This is a genomic window from Oceanobacillus damuensis (assembly GCF_001618145.1).
Classification (GTDB): Bacteria; Bacillota; Bacilli; order Bacillales; family Amphibacillaceae; genus Oceanobacillus; species Oceanobacillus damuensis.
This window is the reverse complement of the sequence record NZ_LQNF01000004.1, coordinates 186,489-201,498: the sequence shown is the minus strand read 5'-3', so window position 1 is coordinate 201,498 and position 15,010 is coordinate 186,489. Positions and strand designations below refer to the sequence as shown.

The 15,010-nt window shown below is 39.6% G+C and carries 11 protein-coding genes and 1 riboswitch; of the genes, 3 read left to right on the top strand and 8 right to left on the bottom strand.

Annotated features, from left to right (window positions below; all coding sequences use genetic code 11):
* The first annotated feature begins 23 nt into the window (after nucleotides 1-23).
* Nucleotides 24-1,454: a glycogen synthase GlgA gene (gene glgA / locus A4245_RS05995; protein ID WP_067726670.1), complete on the top strand. Its 1,431-nt coding sequence runs from the start codon at nucleotides 24-26 to the stop codon at nucleotides 1,452-1,454.
* 36 nt (nucleotides 1,455-1,490) lie between these two features.
* Nucleotides 1,491-3,899 (top strand): glycogen/starch/alpha-glucan phosphorylase, encoded by a 2,409-nt coding sequence (locus tag A4245_RS05990; protein WP_067726766.1) that lies wholly within the window; start codon nucleotides 1,491-1,493, stop codon nucleotides 3,897-3,899.
* A 122-nt stretch (nucleotides 3,900-4,021) separates the two neighbouring features.
* Here the strand turns inward: A4245_RS05990 and A4245_RS05985 are convergent, their stop codons facing one another.
* From A4245_RS05985 to A4245_RS05970, 4 genes are all read right to left on the bottom strand, one after another.
* Complete coding sequence (locus A4245_RS05985) at nucleotides 4,022-5,164, bottom strand: alpha-hydroxy-acid oxidizing protein (protein ID WP_067726668.1); 1,143 nt, start codon at nucleotides 5,162-5,164, stop codon at nucleotides 4,022-4,024.
* A 426-nt stretch (nucleotides 5,165-5,590) separates the two neighbouring features.
* Nucleotides 5,591-6,253 (bottom strand): methionine ABC transporter permease, encoded by a 663-nt coding sequence (locus A4245_RS05980; RefSeq protein ID WP_067726666.1) that lies wholly within the window; start codon nucleotides 6,251-6,253, stop codon nucleotides 5,591-5,593.
* Between the two features lies 1 nt (nucleotide 6,254).
* The gene (locus A4245_RS05975; protein WP_067726664.1) at nucleotides 6,255-7,271 is read right to left on the bottom strand and encodes a methionine ABC transporter ATP-binding protein; all 1,017 of its coding nucleotides are present in this window, start codon (nucleotides 7,269-7,271) and stop codon (nucleotides 6,255-6,257) included.
* 343 nt (nucleotides 7,272-7,614) lie between these two features.
* A riboswitch (SAM riboswitch) is annotated at nucleotides 7,615-7,723 on the bottom strand.
* Nucleotides 7,724-7,791: 68 nt separating this feature from the next.
* A complete protein-coding gene (locus tag A4245_RS05970) occupies nucleotides 7,792-8,955 on the bottom strand; it encodes a pyridoxal phosphate-dependent aminotransferase (RefSeq protein WP_199860652.1) in 1,164 nt (387 codons plus the stop codon).
* Nucleotides 8,956-9,239: 284 nt separating this feature from the next.
* On the opposite strand from A4245_RS05970, the gene brnQ reads away from it, so the two are divergent.
* Nucleotides 9,240-10,598 carry a branched-chain amino acid transport system II carrier protein gene (gene brnQ, locus A4245_RS05965; protein ID WP_067726660.1) on the top strand — a complete coding sequence of 453 codons (1,359 nt, stop codon included), beginning with the start codon at nucleotides 9,240-9,242 and terminating at the stop codon, nucleotides 10,596-10,598.
* Nucleotides 10,599-11,495: 897 nt separating this feature from the next.
* Here the strand turns inward: brnQ and A4245_RS05960 are convergent.
* The 4 genes from A4245_RS05960 to A4245_RS05945 form a co-directional block, all read right to left on the bottom strand.
* Nucleotides 11,496-12,140, bottom strand: coding sequence for a GntR family transcriptional regulator (locus tag A4245_RS05960; protein WP_067726658.1), 645 nt, complete (start codon nucleotides 12,138-12,140; stop codon nucleotides 11,496-11,498).
* Nucleotides 12,141-12,458: 318 nt separating this feature from the next.
* The gene (locus A4245_RS05955) at nucleotides 12,459-13,022 is read right to left on the bottom strand and encodes a 5' nucleotidase, NT5C type (RefSeq protein WP_067726656.1); all 564 of its coding nucleotides are present in this window, start codon (nucleotides 13,020-13,022) and stop codon (nucleotides 12,459-12,461) included.
* 17 nt (nucleotides 13,023-13,039) lie between these two features.
* On the bottom strand, nucleotides 13,040-14,137 hold the full coding sequence (ribD, locus tag A4245_RS05950) for a bifunctional diaminohydroxyphosphoribosylaminopyrimidine deaminase/5-amino-6-(5-phosphoribosylamino)uracil reductase RibD (protein ID WP_067726764.1): 1,098 nt from the start codon (nucleotides 14,135-14,137) through the stop codon (nucleotides 13,040-13,042).
* Complete coding sequence (locus tag A4245_RS05945) at nucleotides 14,130-14,885, bottom strand: GTP cyclohydrolase II (RefSeq protein ID WP_067726654.1); 756 nt, start codon at nucleotides 14,883-14,885, stop codon at nucleotides 14,130-14,132. Before A4245_RS05945 ends, ribD begins: the two co-directional genes overlap by 8 nt.
* Nucleotides 14,886-15,010 lie beyond the last annotated feature (125 nt).

Below are 15,010 nucleotides of genomic sequence, written 5' to 3'. Positions count from 1 at the left end.
AAATTAAGGAAGGAGAGATATGAATGAATAATATATTATTTGTCGCCTCTGAATGTGCACCATTTATTAAAACAGGGGGGCTTGCAGACGTAGTCGGATCGCTTCCGCAAGCACTTAAACAGTATGAGAAGCAAGAAGTGCGTGTTATTCTGCCACTGTATGATGAAATGGACGAAAATTGGAAGAATAAACTGGAATATATTGGATCATTTGATGTTGAACTTGGCTGGCGCACACAGGAAGCGCATATTTTAACTTTGACATATAATCAGATTATTTATTATTTCATCTCCAACGATTATTACTTTACCAGAAAAGGTATTTATGGTTATTACGATGATGGTGAGAGGTTTGTATTTTTCAGTCAAGCTGTCATTGAAGCGTTAAAGCATCTCGACTTCAAACCGCAGATACTTCATGGACATGACTGGCAGGCGGGGATGGCCATTGCGCTGGCAAATATTTTAAAGCCGATTGACGGGATGAAGACGGTTTTTACTATTCACAATATACAATACCAAGGGGTTATGCCTTTGGATATTTACGAGGATTTCTTCCATATCGGAAGAGAACATATTAGCGGAATGGAATGGAACCGGATGCTTAATTGCCTAAAGAGTGCCCTTTTCCATGCAGATAAAATTACAACAGTCAGCCCAAGCTATGCAGAGGAAATCAAAAATCCCTACTACAGTGAAGGGCTTCATCAAATGCTGGAAAACAGATCGGAAGACTTGGTCGGTGTCATAAATGGAATCGATATACGAGAATATAATCCATCCTCAGACCCATCCCTTTTTGTGAATTATCGCTCTGCACGTTCAAAGAAAAAGGAGAACAGATTAAAGCTGCAGCAAAAGATTGGGCTGCCTTATAAAGAGGAAAGCCCGTTGTATATTATTGTTACCCGTCTTGTCGAACAAAAAGGCTTACACCTTGTCCAACATATAATGGATGAATTCCTGGAGAAGGATGTCCAATTTATTGTATTAGGTACCGGAGATGCTGAATTTGAAGGCTATTTTTCGGCTCTCCAGCATCGTTATCCTGATAAAGCAGCGGCATTAATAACCTTTGATGAAACACTTGCCCGCCAGTTATATGCAAGTGCCGACTTCTTCATTATGCCTTCAAAGTTTGAACCTTGCGGGCTATCACAGCTTATTGCACTGCAATATAAGACCGTGCCCATTGTTAGAGAGACGGGTGGATTGAAAGACACGATTTCCCCTTATAATGTGTTGACGGGTGAGGGGAATGGGTTCAGCTTTGCGAATTATAATGCACATGAGCTTCTGAATGTGCTGGATTATTCTTTGGAAATCTACAACAATCCTGCTGAATGGCAAAAGCTATATAAAAATGTGACAAAAAGCCAGTTCAGTTGGAAAGATTCAGCACATCAATACGTAACAATCTATGAAAGCTTATCAAGAGAATTAGTCTATGGATAAGGGAGGAGTATTTCCTTGACGCAAGTTACAGTCAATATGCTGAAAGAACAGATTCTGAAGAGACTTATTACCGATAAAGGACGCGAAGTTAAGGAAGCAACGTCCAGAGATATTTTTTATGTACTCGCCTCAATTGTAAATGAAGAAGTGAAACAACAATGGTTTCAGACCCGTAAAAAGAGCAAAGACGAGAGATATAAAGAAGTCTATTATTTATCCATGGAATTTTTAATTGGTCGACTGTTGGAAAGCAATCTCTTAAACTGCGGCATGCTCGATGAAGCTAAGGAAGCGTTGGAACAGCTGGGTTTTGACCCTCACGAGGTATTTGAACAGGAGCATGATGCCGGACTGGGGAACGGAGGCCTCGGTAGACTTGCAGCATGCTTCCTCGATTCGTTGGCTTCATTGAACTACCCGGGGCACGGTTTTGGAATCAGATACCGGTATGGTCTCTTTGAACAGAGAATTATTCACGGTAATCAGGTTGAACTTCCAGACTATTGGCTGACAGACCCCTATCCATGGGAAATGAGAAAAGAGGAAGAGTCAGTTGTTATTCAATTCCACGGTGATGTACATATGTTCAAGCGAAATGATGGCACACTTGAATTCGAATACCAAAATACAGATAAAGTAATGGCAGTTCCTTACGATATACCTATAGTGGGATATGAAAACGATACGGTCAATACATTAAGGTTATGGAGTGCGGAATCGATTTTCCAAAATCGTGGCGATACCTTGGAAGAAAATAAGCAATTTTATAGAGATCTGGATCATGAACATTCCATTGAACAAATTTCAGGTTTTTTATATCCGGATGACTCCAGCTATGAGGGAAAGGAACTCCGTCTTAAACAACAGTACTTTCTTGTTTCTGCCAGTATCCAAAATATACTTAAGCATTTTAAGTTGAATCATAAAATGTCCCTAAGCAGATTGGCTGAAAAAGTAGTTATCCAGATAAACGATACCCATCCAAGTCTCGCCATTCCCGAGTTGATGCGAATATTGATGGATGACGAAGGATTCAGCTGGGAAAAAGCCTGGGAAGTGACGACAAGTGTCTTTGCCTATACCAATCACACAACCTTAAGTGAAGCATTGGAAACATGGCCCACAAAAATGATGCAGCATTTACTGCCAAGGATCTTTATGATTATCAATGAAATTAATGAAAGGTTTTGTAAAGGGATTTGGTTGGATGAGGAGGAATTAAGGGAGAAAATTCCGGAGCTTGCAATCATTGCGTATGATCGGGTCCATATGGCAAGATTGGCAATTGTCGGCAGTTTCAGTGTAAATGGTGTTGCACGTATTCACACGGGAATTTTGAAGAAAAAGGAGATGAAAACATTCTATACCCTTTTTCCGGATAAATTCAATAACAAAACAAATGGAATCACCCATCGACGGTGGCTGTTGCAGGCAAATCCCAAATTGGCGAGCTTGGTAACGGATGTTATTGGGCCTCAATGGATTAAACGCCCAAAGAAGCTGATCAGTCTTCTGAAATATTCCAATGACAGTGCATTACTGGAAAGATTCGATCAGGTAAAGCATGAAAATAAGAAACGATTGGCTAACTATATTCATCAGCAAATGGGAATTACAATCGATGAAAAATCGATATTTGATGTACAGATTAAACGGCTTCATGAGTATAAGCGTCAGCTTTTGAATATTTTTCATGTCATCTATCTCTACAATGAATTGAAAGAAAATCCAAATCAGGATATGACACCACGCACCTATATTTTCGGGGCGAAAGCTGCACCGAGCTATCACCTGGCAAAAGAGGTCATTAAATTAATCAATACAGTGGCATCGATTGTGAACTATGATCCAGATGTAAAAGACCGGTTAAAAGTTATTTTTCTGGAAAACTATAATGTCAGTCTCGCGGAAAAGATTATTCCTGCAGCTGATATTAGTGAACAAATCTCAACAGCCAGTAAGGAAGCATCCGGGACAGGGAATATGAAAATGATGATGAATGGGGCCCTGACCCTTGGAACAATGGATGGTGCCAACATAGAAATTCATGATTTAGTCGGCGATCAAAACATGTTTATTTTCGGCTTATCAGCTGAAGAGGTATTGCATTATTATCAGCATGGCGGTTATCATGCAAGGGATATTTATAATACTGACGATCGCGTCAAACGCATTTTGGACCAATTGAATCAAGGGGAATTTGGAATCCATAATATCGAATTTAAAGATATATATTACAATATCCTGTACCATAATGATCCATATTTTGTACTGAAGGACTTTGAAGCTTATCTGGAAACACATGAACTGGCTGAGCGTGCCTACCGTGATCGAATGACCTGGTTGAATATGAGTGTGACAAATATCGCCTACTCCGGGAAATTTTCCAGTGACCAAACGATTCAGGAGTATGCTGCAGATATATGGAAAATAAAACGTGTATAGAAAATAATGCTGTTCCGTTACCGATCGAAAAACATATGTTTACACCAGTAAAAAATGCACCTTTAATTTAGGTGCATTTTTTAGGATATGGGCATCAAAATCTATCTTAATTTAGTAAAGGATCATTCCTTGACTATTTGAATTTCCCTGGTGGCCTTTATATTCACTGCTCCGGATAATGCAAGGGAAACCTTCGTCTCCTGAATGAAATTAGCCAAAACTTTTTCGACACCTTCCTGACCAGCAATGGCCAAGCCATATACATAAGGTCTGCCGTACAGTACTGCATCTGCTCCTAAGGCAAGGGCTTTTACGACATCCGCTCCGCGACGGATTCCACTATCGACCAAGACCGGGACTTGTCCGTTAACTTCTTTAGCAATAGCGGGCAGTGCGTCGATGCTTGAAATTACTCCATCCAATTGACGCCCGCCATGGTTGGATACAATAATTCCATCAATTCCGCTTTCGATTGCAAGCCTGGCATCTTCAGGGTGGAGCACACCTTTTAATAGAATCGGTAAGGACGTTCGCTTCTTCAATTCCTTAACATGCTTCCAGTTTAAAGTGGGATGGTAAATATTATTTAAGATTCCCTGTATGACGGATTCTTCAGATTCATTCTGAAGTGTTGACTGGAAGACTTCATCTGTAATATAGTTCGCTTTTCCATAACCTTCTTTCAACGGAGAGAAGTGATTGCGCATATCTTCTTCCCGCCATCCGAACATAAATGTATCAACAGTCAATACAATTGCTTCATATCCAGCTTTTTCGGCTCGCCTCACCATATTGTAGGAGATGTTTTCGTTATTGGACCAATAAAGCTGGAACCATTTTGGACTGTTTCCGGAAGCTTCAGCAACATCTTCAATGGAGTAGCTGGAAACAGTACTTTGAATAAATGGTATATGATATCTTGCTGCAGCTTTTGCCACTGCAATATCTGCATCCTCGTGTGACAATTTCAACATTCCTACAGGTGCAAGGAGGAAGGGGTGCGGAAATATACGACCAAACAATTCTATACTTGTATCTGCAACTGAAACATCATTTAAGTATTTTGGCACAATAGAATATTTTTTAAAAGAGGACGTGTTTTTTCTAAGTGTTTCTTCACCGCCTGCTCCAGATCTCGTATAGCCAAATGCCGCAGTTGACATATTCTTTTTAGCGGCAGCTTCTAATTCCTCAGCGTTGAATGGAAAAGATTCTGAGGTTACGATACTTTCGATAAATGAATCACTGTTATTTACTGCTGGCAAGAGAATCACACCTTTATGGGAAATTGGTTACCTTTTTAGAAAAAGCTTGGCTGCCTTCTGTATAGTCGGCTGACCTATAGTATTTGAGGACGAGAGCCGAAATGACAACCATCTCAGTTTTCATAATAGTTTGGATCACTTGCTGCAAACAAGCGAAAGCGGACTACCCCCTCGAGGTCGTAAGTAGAAAGTATCTGTGGCAAAAAACGCCACTGATACTTTCTACTTACGCTTGTCGGGGGTGTTCAAGGCGCTTGCGCTTTTGTTCGCAGATAGGAAAGTATAAAACTTCCTATCTGCATAAGTGCAACTAAGGCTGTCACCGAAAGGCTTGGTGACAACCAAGTTTTCTAATGATTTGTAAGGATTATTGCGATATTCCCCTCTATTTTAATGGAAAGCTCATCTGTCATGCCGCCCCACAACTTAGTCTTTTTTCAGTCGCGCTGCGAGTCTGTTTCCTATTGTTTGTATCCCTTGCACGATGATAATCAGAATAAGGACAGTTGCATACATAACATCCACTTCGTATCTTAAATGCCCAAACCGGTATGCCAGATCTCCGACACCACCTGCACCGACAAGTCCGGCCATTGCCGTAGCACCGATTAATCCCACGGTTGCAATGGTCAAACCTAAAACAATGGATGGGCGAGCTTCTCTCAGCATCACGTTCCAAATAATTTGCCTTGTTTTGATTCCCATTGCTTTATATGCTTCAATTACACCATTTTCAACATCTAATAAGGAAGATTCCAGTAATCTGGCGATATATGGTGCTGTGTAAACGACAAGTGGGACAATTACGCCTTTCACTCCTATGGTTGTTCCAACTATAATTTTAGTAAATGGCAAAATAAAGAATAACAAGATGATAAAAGGAATTGACCTTACGATATTGATTAATAAATTTAGTATTTGATAGACAAATTTATTTTCTAATGATTGCCCCGGGCGGGTGAGTACAACTAAAATCCCTAATGGAAAACCAATAATGATAGCGAAAAAGAGAGACACAGTTACCATTTGGAAAGTTTCAATTACGGATTCGCCTATAATAGGCAGCCATTGCTGGATAAACATTTCCATTCTAGTTTCCCTCCAATTCTTCTATACCGACACCTTGATTATCGAGAAACTTCAAGGAGGCATCAATTTGCTCTTTTTCTCCAACCAGATGAATTACCAAGTTCCCTACAATACCATTTTTTAGTTCAATAATATTTGCCGTCAGGATATTGGGCACTACTTGGAATCTCTGGCTTACTTGGGCAAGTAAAGGTTGCCCTGTATTTTCTCCAATAAATGTCAGACGAGTAACAGTACCCTTCAATTTCAATTGAGAGACAAGGGACGGTGATAATTTACGTTGCGAAATTGTGTTTAAAAATTTCTTTGTCGTGTTTTCGCGAGGATTTGTGAAAAGCTGGATGGCTGATCCATGTTCAATAACGTCCCCATGTTCAAGCACATAAACATAGTCGCATATTTTTTGTATAACGTTCATTTCATGTGTAATTAGCAAAATAGTTATCCCAAGTTCTTCATTGATTTTTAATAGAAGTTCCAGTATGGAATCCGTTGTTTCAGGGTCAAGTGCACTTGTCGCCTCATCACTAAGTAATACTTCAGGTTCCTGGGATAATGCTCTTGCGATAGCGACCCGCTGCTTTTGCCCACCTGATAACTGGGCAGGGTAGGTGTCCTGCTTTTCGGATAAATCCACAATCGATAAATATTTCTCTACCCTTTTTTTCACCTCTTGTTTATCATAACCTAAAAGTCTGAGCGGGATGGCTATGTTGTCATACACAGTTGCAGTTTTAAGTAAATTAAAATGTTGAAATATCATCCCGATTTTTTGCCTGGTTTTGCGTAATTTCTCTTGTGGGAGGGAAGTCATTTCAGTACCGTTAATATACACTTTTCCACTTGTCGGTTTTTCCAGTAAATTTACAAGGCGGATCAACGTACTTTTACCTGCACCACTATAACCGATAACGCCGTGGATTTCTCCTTTTTTTACATGGAGATTAACATTATTTACTGCTGTGACATCTCCATTTTTAGAAGGAAACACCTTTGAAATACTTTCCAGTTTAATCATTGTTGTACATTCCTTTCAAAAGGGAATGCTGCTTCAAGAGACAGCATTCTCTTACCTTTATTCAACTAAAACCAATTAAAATTTTTCTTCAATAAATACATTTTTCTCCTCTGATTGATAAGCATTAATAGATTTTCCACAGCTGTTTTCCAATAAAAAATGTATCTTCGCTTAGTAAAGCTCTGGATGTTTCATTTCTGCATGAACTAAGTATGCCCAACCAATAAAACGAATGATAAAATTAGTCCGTATTTATTTCCTGCCTATGTTTATAAATACTTGTGAGGATAATAGAAAAAGCCTCACTTTATAAGAAAGAGAGGCTTGTATTTGCTACAGGCTCCTCTTATCTATCAAAACAAAATGTTTTGCAGGATTTAGCACCATTATGCTTTATGCATAAAGGTTGCCGAGCTTCATCGGGCCAGTCCCTCAGCTACTCATGATAAGAGATCATCTATTTAATTATCAATATTGTTATTAAAACTAACGCAAATAAAAGAATCTGTCAATCCTAACTTTAAAAAACATCTAACTTTTCTATCCGGGATATGGCTTCTATAATCCGTTCTTCATCCACAAGAAGTCCAACCCTTACGTATCCTTCTCCATAAGAACCGAACCCGACACCAGCAGCTACAGCAACATCGGCTTTCTCAAGTAAGTGGTCAGCGAATTCTTCACTTTGAAAACCTTCAGGTACTGGCAGCCATGCGAAAAAGGACCCTTTTGGGGCAGTTACCTCCCATCCTATGCGCTTACACTCGTTAATCAATGTATTACGGCGCCTTTCATATAAGGATACCAGCTCATCTACGCAATCCTGATTTCCTGTTAATGCGATAGTTGCAGCGTGTTGCACGGCCGGGAATATGCTTACAAACAAGTGATCCTGCAGCAGATTAATAGCTTCAATCATTTTTGCGTTTCCAACTGCAAAACCTACACGCCACCCTGCCATATTATACGTTTTGGATAAGGTATACAGTTCAATTCCCACTTCTTTGGCACCTTCAGTCTCCATAAAGCTGATTGGTTTTTCCCCGTCAAAACCAATAGCACCATAGGCAAAGTCATGGACAATGCCTATGTCATGCTTCTTGCCTACACGAACGGTTTCTTCAAAAAATTTAGACGTTGCCACAGCGCCAGTAGGATTATTCGGATAGTTTAAATAAAGTAATTTCGCTTTTTCTTTCTGGTCATTGGTCAACGCTTCATAGTCGGGCAAAAAACCTTTTGCACGGTGTAAAGGCATCGTGTCATAAGTGATATTCGCCAGGGCGGCGCCAGATAAGTAATCGGGATACCCTGGGTCGGGAAGCAATAATAATTCTCCTTCATTCATTAAAGCGAGCGGGAGTTCAACCAAGCCTGCTTTTGTACCGAACAATATCGCGACTTCCAATTCGGGATCGAGTTCGACATTGTATTCCCGTTTGTAGAAATCCGCAGCTGCCTGTTTAAGTTCATTTGTGCCGCGAAAAGGGGAATACTTATGCGTATTTGGATTTTCAACAGCCTCCTGCATTGCTTTCACGATATGTTGTGGTGTAGGCTGGTCCGGGTTTCCTTGCCCCAAATTAATAACATCTCTGCCTTCAGCGATAGCCGCAGCTACCTTTTTCACTAATGTAGCAAAGAATTGAGTAGGTAAATTTTGTAAGCGATTTGAAAAATCCATCATAAAAAACCTCTTTTGCAGTTAAGTAAAATTATTATCTAAATCTTATATTCTTTTAATGTGGATGTCTATAGAAGAAATGATAAGAACTAAATAACTTTGACTAAAATAAGAAAAATCCATCTTTTTACGAAAATTATCTAATAAATGTTCTGTAATATATTGCATTTTATGTTCGGAGGTAGTATTATTATCAACATTGATATATCGCACTATAGCTCTTGGAGAATTCAAAAAATTTAATAATATATATAGGGCTAAGAATAAGAGGGGGGAATTATATCATGAAGAACAAGCTATCATTATCTTCTTATGCAGCAATTGGATTTATGTTGTTCGCATTATTTTTTGGAGCAGGAAACCTGATTTTTCCAGCTCAATTGGGTCAATATTCAGGGGTAAACCTCGGCCCGGCTGCAATTGGATTTCTGATTACGGGAGTAGGACTGCCTTTGCTCGGAATACTGGCGATGGGCTTTTCCGGAAGCAGAAACCTGGAGGATCTGGCTAGTAGAGTTCATCCAATATATGGCATATTTTTTACGGCATTACTCTATCTGACGATTGGACCGTTCTTTGCTGCACCGAGAACGGGAACAGTTGCATTTGAAGTAGGAATTGCACCTTTTGTCAGTGAAGGTTCATTGCAACCGGCACTGCTTATTTTCACAGTTATCTTCTTCGCCATTGCACTTGTTTTCTCACTATATCCGGCTAAAATAGTGGATAATGTAGGGAAATTTTTGGCGCCGGTACTTGTAGTACTGTTGGCAGTTCTGCTGCTTGTCGCTTTGTTTAATCCGATGGGATCCTTGCAATCACCAGAGGAAGCGTATCAGAGTGGTGCGTTTATGACTGGATTTTTAGAAGGTTATAACACTATGGATGCATTGGCTTCCCTTGTGTTCGGTATAATTGTAATCAATGTTATTCGATCAATGGGAATTACGGGAAAAAATGAAATCCTTTCTGCAACAGCAAAATCAGGTTTCATTGCAATTGCACTGCTTGGTATTATTTATGTAGGAATTGCTTACCTTGGTGCAACGAGTACTTCTGCTTTAGGTTTATTTGATACAGGCGGTCCGGTACTTAGTGGCGCTGCGTCCCACTACTTCGGAACATTCGGATCGGTAATGCTTGCTTTAGTGATTATTATAGCTTGTTTGACGACAGCAATTGGATTAATCACAGCGAATGCGGAGTACTTCAATACATTATTTCCAAAATTGAGCTATAAAGTATTAGTTGTGTTTTTCTCAGTATTAACATTTGTCATTGCCAATTTCGGATTGGCCAATATTATCACATTCTCTATACCAGTTTTAATGTTCTTATATCCGCTGGCGATCGTTCTGATGTTACTCACATTTATTTCTCCACTGTTCAATCATGCGAGATTGGTATATGTGACAACTACAGCGGTAACGTTCATCATCGCTGTCTTTGATGGATTAAAAGCATTGTGTGCTTCACTTGGGATTGAATATTTCAACTGGATGAAACCATTCTTGTCCTTCTTTGAAAGTGTTCTTCCATTCTATAATGAAGGGCTAGGCTGGTTGTTGCCGGCAGTCATTGTTATTGTAGTTACTGGGGCAATTGCCAGATGGCAGAATTTAAGTTCTCCACAGGAAGTATAAATTGAAAAAACCGGCTCCCCTCTGTTAAAGAGGAAAGCCGGTTTTTTCATTTGTTTACTCAACTTCCGCACTGATAAATAAGTTCAAAAGTTTGGCTGGTTTTCGGGTTATTGTTGCTTTATAAGCCTCGTATTTTATGTAAACTATGAACAACTATTAGATCTCTAACCTGGTAATGGAAACAAGTAACTTCGGCAACCGCAGCCCGTATACACTTCGCTTTCCACGGGCGGCTGGTGAGCCCCTTCATGCTAGCGCATTTCAGTGTCTCACCTATGCCTTTCCTCCCGTTGGAGTCTCCGTGTATACGGGCTGCTTGTATGGAGTTTTATCAAAAAAATAATTTTGCTCAAGAACAATCAACACGTTTGATTTACTTTCAGTGCATCTAAGCATTTTTAAATAAACGACGTAAATTCATTCGTGATTTTTAAGTATTGGAAGGATAATAATTAGCAGGAATCTTCTAACTAGCTCTGGGAAATACACGGAGACTCCTTGAAAATGCATCCGCATTTTCTGCGTGCGATGTAACGCTGTCGAAGCATTCCTTGTTCTGCGGGAGCAGAGGCATAGGTGAGACAACGCAGCGCTTTAGCGCAAGTTGGCTCACCAGCCGCCTTAGAATGCGCGCAGTGTATTTCCCAGAGCGGTCGCCGTAGTATCTCGCTTCCATTATTCGTGCTAAAGTTCTAACACAATTAGAAGTTACGTCGCATTTTATATCAAATACGACTAGATCCTGACAAAACGAATGCAGAGCGTCCAGAAGTATTCAGGCTGTTTAGACATGACAGTTAATCTGCTATGAACTTAGGCAGTATATCTCCAGATTTCCTAATTATACCAAGGGGAATTTTCCGGTTTTATTCTGCTAAAGCTTTGTTTAGATATTGCTTAAAACTTATTAATGTTCCGTACCCAGTTTTCCTTCATAACAGTTGATAAAGCTTGTACATCCCCGGCCTCCAGTAGGTTGATGATCTCCCAGTGGTCATCGACCGATTTTTCAGTCAATGCAATTGAATTATGGAAAAATTGCCTTCTTACATGTGCCTGTAGCGATTCCAATATTCCGTCTATGTATTTATTATTTGCGGCCGATACTATTATTTTATGGAACTGCTCATCAACTTTTAAAGCGGAATAATAATTCTCAGTTCGGATGGCATCCGAAAAAAGATCATTTGTTTTTTTCAGCTGTTCCAAAATTTCATCTGTCAAATTGGGGATCGCCAATTCTGCAGATAAGGCTTGGATGACGGCTAATGGAGGGAGAAGGTCTTTAATGGAATCCTTTTCCACTTCCGTTACTTGTGTTGCCTTTCCGGGATACATTTTTACAAATCCTTGGGACTCCAGTAATTGTAACGATTCCCGTATGGGTGTTCTGCTGACTCCCAGGGCTTTTGCGAGTTCTGTATCGTTTAGCTTTTCACCTGGCAGTAAAGTACCGTCAATAATCCATTGCTGAAGCTGATTATACGCATTTTCCTTTGCTGATAAACGAATTGGCTTGGAGTGATCAGTTGGTATTGGCAAGACATTCACACCTTCCTGGAAAAATAGTAACTATTGTTAATAAGTATACATGAAAATACGGACTAATGAAATATGTAATATATTGCGGAGGATTTTTGTATTCATCCTTAAAATTAGAAACAACTATTATAAGTTATCGTTTAATATTAAAGTTCCTTTTGTAATTTTTTTACATTCATAAACGCGGTAACATATCTTTTGCCAATGACAACCGTTTTTTTCGGTTAGATAAGTGTAATCCCGCTGTACCAATCTTCCAGGAAAAAGCAAACAGTAAAGAAGGCTATTCCAATAGGTTGGAATAGCCTTCTTATGACCTTATAATATTTCATTTATAAAGTCTGTCCATTCCACAATTCTTGGAATGTCCTTCATGTCTCGATTATAAGCCTGGTCTTTTACATATAATTTAATTGAGCTGTCTGCCAATGTGTGAAGGACAGTGGGTTTATCGTCTACATAATAATCAAGCTGCAGTTTCTGGATGGTATACAGTTTTTCTTCATCACGCATCCCGTAGAAAAAACGTTTATCATTTACTGGAAATCCCCGTTGCTTTAACCATTCCTTTGACCTTTCACCATGTTCTTTTGGTCGGGCTGTAATATAGTAAATTTCGTGGCCCTTTTCTTCAAGTGTCTGCAATGTTTCCACTGCGCCTGGAAATGGGGGGCAGTATGTATAGTAAATCTCCTCAAGGGAGTTATTCCACATTTCCTTTCCTTGTTCCTCAGACATATCAAAAGCTTCATGGATTTCCACGCGCTGGATATTTTTAAATACGTTGATTCCCACATCTCTGTTTAATTTTTTATTATAAATATGGAAAGCATGCTCTCTTAAGTTAATTAATGTATCATCAATATCAAAACCGAATTTCATAAACTTCCCTCATTATCTTAAGAATTGCGATAGCTCGGATATCCGACAAATTTGAAGTCCTGACCGACCCTGCTTATATCTGTATTTGTCAGTTCGATTGCGTCCTTCATCATATCGATTCCTGTGCCTTCAAGGAATGTAGGTGCATCCTTGCCACCGATTAACTTTGGTGCAAAATAAAGCACCACTTTATCTATAAGCCCATGTTCCAGAAAAGAAGCATTAATATTTCCTCCACCTTCAATCAACAGGGAAGAGATGTCTCTTTCACCTAATTGAGAGACCACTTCAACTGGATCGGTATGTTCGCTTCCGCTAGTTTCGATAACGGTAATGTTTAAGGATTCAAGTAACTTTCTTTTTTCTTTATCATAGTTTTGACTGGTAAAAATCAATGTATCTGCCTGCTTGTCCGTAATAACCTGTGCATCTAAAGGGATTTTCAAACTGGAATCCATAATAATGCGGATTGGATGACGGCCATTTGGTATTCTCGTTGTTAATGCAGGGTCATCTTTCAAAACGGTGTTTATCCCTACAAGAATTGCCATATTTTCATTTCTCAGCTGGTGGACATCATGTCTTGCCTCTTCTGAAGTAATCCATTTGCTGTTGAACGTATGGGATGCAACCTTACCATCCAAAGTTACACCGGATTTTAATGTGACGAATGGCTTCTTTTCCACAATAAACTTGTTGAAGACTTCATTTAACTCTATCGATTCGTTCTCCTTAACGCCAGTAATTACTTCAATTCCTGCGTCTCTTAAAATTTTCACACCATTTCCTGCAACAATTGGATTAGGGTCCAGTGTTGCTATGACCACTTTTTTAATCCCAGCCTCTACAATCGCCACAGCACAAGGGCCGGTTCGTCCGTGATGTGAGCATGGTTCCAAGGTTACATAGATTGTCCCGCCTTTTGCCTTCTCTCCAGCCATTTGCAATGCATGAACCTCAGCATGTGGTTCTCCTGCTTTTAAATGTGCACCGACTCCAACAATGCGGTTATGATTGACAATCACGGCACCTACAAGTGGATTAGGATCTGTTTGCCCTTTTACTGCTTGTGCATTTATTAAAGCAAGGTCCATGTAAAAAGCATCGTTAGTCATTGTCACAAGTCCTTTCTTCCTTTAAATGACCTGACTTGATCACTTTCGTTTGCAGATATTTTTCATTGTACTCGGAAACATCTCCCCATAGTGGCGTCCGTCCGGAGACAAGCATGCCGGAATCTTCCAGTGCTTCCAGTTTCTTTGGATTGTTGGTGATTAAGGTTACCGGTTTTGTTCGTAATTGTTTCAGTACGTTAATCGCATCATCGTAGTTTCGGGAGTCATTTACAAACCCGAGACTTTCGTTGGCTTCTACTGTATCATAGCCATTTTCCTGGAGGACATAGGCCATTGCCTTGCTGAACAGGCCGATTCCTCGCCCTTCATGGTTTGCCAGGTAAAACAAGGCGCCCGTACCATGTTCCTTAATTTTTTTCATGGATTCTTTCAGTTGGAAACCACAATCACAACGCTTACTTCCAAATATATCTCCAGTATGGCAAATGGAATGCATGCGTATCAGGGCATCCTCTGCATTCTCGAAATCACCATATACTAAAACACTTGATTGCTGGTATTCGGCCAGGTTGGAGGAAGACAATTTGTCGATAATCTTTTCATAATCCTCAGTTACCTCATCATAATTTAGCCAGCAGTACCACTGGAAGATGGTAGTTTCCCCATATAAGTTAACAGGCAGCTGAATAGGTCCAACTAAATATATCGCACGGTCTTCAGATCTTATCAATTGTATTTTGTTTTTTAATATAGAAAAGACTTTTGATTCCAGATTAATTTGTCCCATCGAATAATCCCCTTTCACTTTCATCTTAGTATAATTAAAAATTGATATATCATCAATTTTATTTTCTCGGAAAAGTGATAATTGTAAAACTCCTGCATACTTTTATGTTGATCGAATTATAAATA

Bases quoted from the DNA above. Each gene is read 5' to 3' on its own strand.
- A4245_RS05990 (WP_067726766.1), top strand. From the start codon at position 1,491: ATGCTGAAAGAACAGATTCTGAAGAGACTTATTACCGATAAAGGACGC.
- brnQ (WP_067726660.1), top strand. From the start codon at position 9,240: ATGAAGAACAAGCTATCATTATCTTCTTATGCAGCAATTGGATTTATG.
- glgA (WP_067726670.1), top strand. From the start codon at position 24: ATGAATAATATATTATTTGTCGCCTCTGAATGTGCACCATTTATTAAA.
- ribD (WP_067726764.1), bottom strand. From the start codon at position 14,137: ATGACTAACGATGCTTTTTACATGGACCTTGCTTTAATAAATGCACAA.
- A4245_RS05980 (WP_067726666.1), bottom strand. From the start codon at position 6,253: ATGGAAATGTTTATCCAGCAATGGCTGCCTATTATAGGCGAATCCGTA.
- A4245_RS05955 (WP_067726656.1), bottom strand. From the start codon at position 13,022: ATGAAATTCGGTTTTGATATTGATGATACATTAATTAACTTAAGAGAG.
- A4245_RS05945 (WP_067726654.1), bottom strand. From the start codon at position 14,885: ATGGGACAAATTAATCTGGAATCAAAAGTCTTTTCTATATTAAAAAAC.
- A4245_RS05970 (WP_199860652.1), bottom strand. From the start codon at position 8,955: ATGGATTTTTCAAATCGCTTACAAAATTTACCTACTCAATTCTTTGCT.
- A4245_RS05975 (WP_067726664.1), bottom strand. From the start codon at position 7,271: ATGATTAAACTGGAAAGTATTTCAAAGGTGTTTCCTTCTAAAAATGGA.